The organism is Synechococcus sp. R6-7, assembly GCF_047461695.1.
In the GTDB taxonomy this organism is placed as follows: domain Bacteria; phylum Cyanobacteriota; class Cyanobacteriia; order Thermostichales; family Thermostichaceae; genus Thermostichus.
In genome coordinates this window covers 1-1784 of the sequence record NZ_JANSHS010000512.1, presented here as the reverse complement: position 1 = coordinate 1784, position 1784 = coordinate 1, and the positions used below count along the sequence as shown (strand labels likewise).

Genomic DNA, 1784 nt, shown 5'->3' with positions numbered 1-1784 from the left:
GGGCTCCTGCGATTTCTAGCTGAGGGGAAGGCGATGTTGGAGGGCTGGGTGCGGGTAGTGGAGCTGTTGCAGTTGCCCTTTATGCAGCGGGCCATGCTGGGCGGGATCCTCACCGGCATGACAGGTGGGCTGCTGGGCAGTTTTGTTATTCTGCGGCAACTGTCGTTTTTTAGCGATGCCCTGGGGCATTCGGCTCTGCTGGGGATTGTTTTGGGAGTGCTGCTGGGGCTGAATCCCACCGTGGTGTTGATGGTGTTTGGGGTGGGATTTGCTTTGGGCGTCACCTTTGTCTTGGAGCGCACTCAACTGTCGGCGGATGCGGTGCTGAACATCATCTACTCTTCCTCTTTGGCGCTGGCCGTTATCGCCCTCAGCTTGCTGCCCGGCTATCGGGGCAACCTCAACCAGTTGTTGTTTGGGGAGATTTTGGGGATCAGCCCGGCAGCCCTGTGGACGAGCGGGATCCTCTTGCTGATCAGCTCGGCCTATGTGGGATTGACTTTGCCCTCCCAGATGTTGCTTACCTTGGATGAGCCGCTGGCGCGGGCACGAGGGGTTCAGGTGGGCTGGCAGCGGCTGGCCTTTGTGGTGTTGCTGGCTGTGGTGGTGGCGCTCTCAATTCGCTCGGTGGGGGTGTTGCTGGTGAGCGCTTTTGTGGTCATCCCGGCCTCGACAGCACGGATGTTGGGATCCCGGTTCACGACTTATGTGATGCTGGCCATAGGCATTGGGGGACTGAGCGCGGTGCTGGGGATGATCGCCTCGGCAACCTTCAACCTGCCCTCCGGCCCCAGCATTGTTGCCACCCAGTTGCTCTTTTTTCTCCTAGCTATGGCGCTCAAGGGGGTGTCGCAACTCCTGCAGCTCTAGCTAGCGGCAATCCAAGAGCTCTCTCGGGCAGCGGCTTTTCCTGCAGAAGCTGGCCAAACAGGCGGCGATAGCTCTCTGGAAAGACCTGCCCGCTGAGGGTGGGCTGCTCGTAGACGCGCTTGAGGGTGTTGAGATCCCGCTTGGTAATGTTGGGCACCCGCAACACTCGCCGATTGCCGGTAGCCGCCGCATGGTGTCCGCCATACATCAGATCCCGCAGGTTCGGGCTATGGCCCCACAGCCCCAGCCCATGCCCGATCTCGTGTCGGGCCACCGCCGTTATTTCGGCCAACCCCTGTCCTTCTGCAATGACGATGCGCACCCGCTGCTGCAAAGAGCCATCGGAGGCGAAGAAAAACTCCGGGCGGGCCGCCCCAGCCACCCCGCCGCCAATAGGAGGAACGCGGTAAATGCTCATCCCGTAGAAAGCCTCCTCCTCTTTGGCCACCACCTTGAGCGGGATGTAGGCCGACCACTCCTTCACCGCTTGCTCCACGGAGGCCTTCCACTGGGGGTGATCCCCTTGGATGTAGATAGGGACGGGATAGAAGGCCCACTGGGCATAGGCTCCACCTGGCAAAAGCGGCTCGATTTCCTCAAAGTAGTCTCCCACCGCCTTGTCGTAGGCGTAGCGATCCAGGCCGGGGGGGAGTTTGAGCCGCATCGGCTGCGGCAGTTCTCCGGCTTGAGTTTGAGCCTGGGCTTGCAGGGCTTCAATGCCAAAAAAGTGGGGAACCAGCAGGGATCCCCTGCCCCCCACTGCCAGGACGAGGAGCATCGTCCAGCCGAGGATGCAAAGCTGTAGAATGCGCCGCCGCATCAAAGCCGCCCTTTCGCCCTTGTCTTTCTACAAGGTTAGTGGCTCAGAAAGCAAGTGTCGTTCGTTTGACATCCTCCCCGGCCTGAAGGCCGGA

2 protein-coding genes are annotated in these 1784 nt (G+C 60.8%); one reads left to right on the top strand and one right to left on the bottom strand.

Annotation, left to right across the window (positions count from 1 at the left end; translation table 11 throughout):
• The first annotated feature begins 33 nt into the window (after positions 1 to 33).
• Complete coding sequence (locus NW815_RS13570) at positions 34 to 870, top strand: metal ABC transporter permease (RefSeq protein WP_414390279.1); 837 nt, start codon at positions 34 to 36, stop codon at positions 868 to 870.
• Here the strand turns inward: NW815_RS13570 and NW815_RS13565 are convergent.
• Complete coding sequence (locus NW815_RS13565; RefSeq protein WP_414332345.1) at positions 839 to 1690, bottom strand: hypothetical protein; 852 nt, start codon at positions 1688 to 1690, stop codon at positions 839 to 841. The two genes, NW815_RS13570 and NW815_RS13565, sit on opposite strands and share 32 nt — an antisense overlap.
• Positions 1691 to 1784: the final 94 nt, after the last annotated feature.

Bases quoted from the DNA above. Each gene is read 5' to 3' on its own strand.
- NW815_RS13570 (WP_414390279.1), top strand. From the start codon at position 34: ATGTTGGAGGGCTGGGTGCGGGTAGTGGAGCTGTTGCAGTTGCCCTTT.
- NW815_RS13565 (WP_414332345.1), bottom strand. From the start codon at position 1,690: ATGCGGCGGCGCATTCTACAGCTTTGCATCCTCGGCTGGACGATGCTC.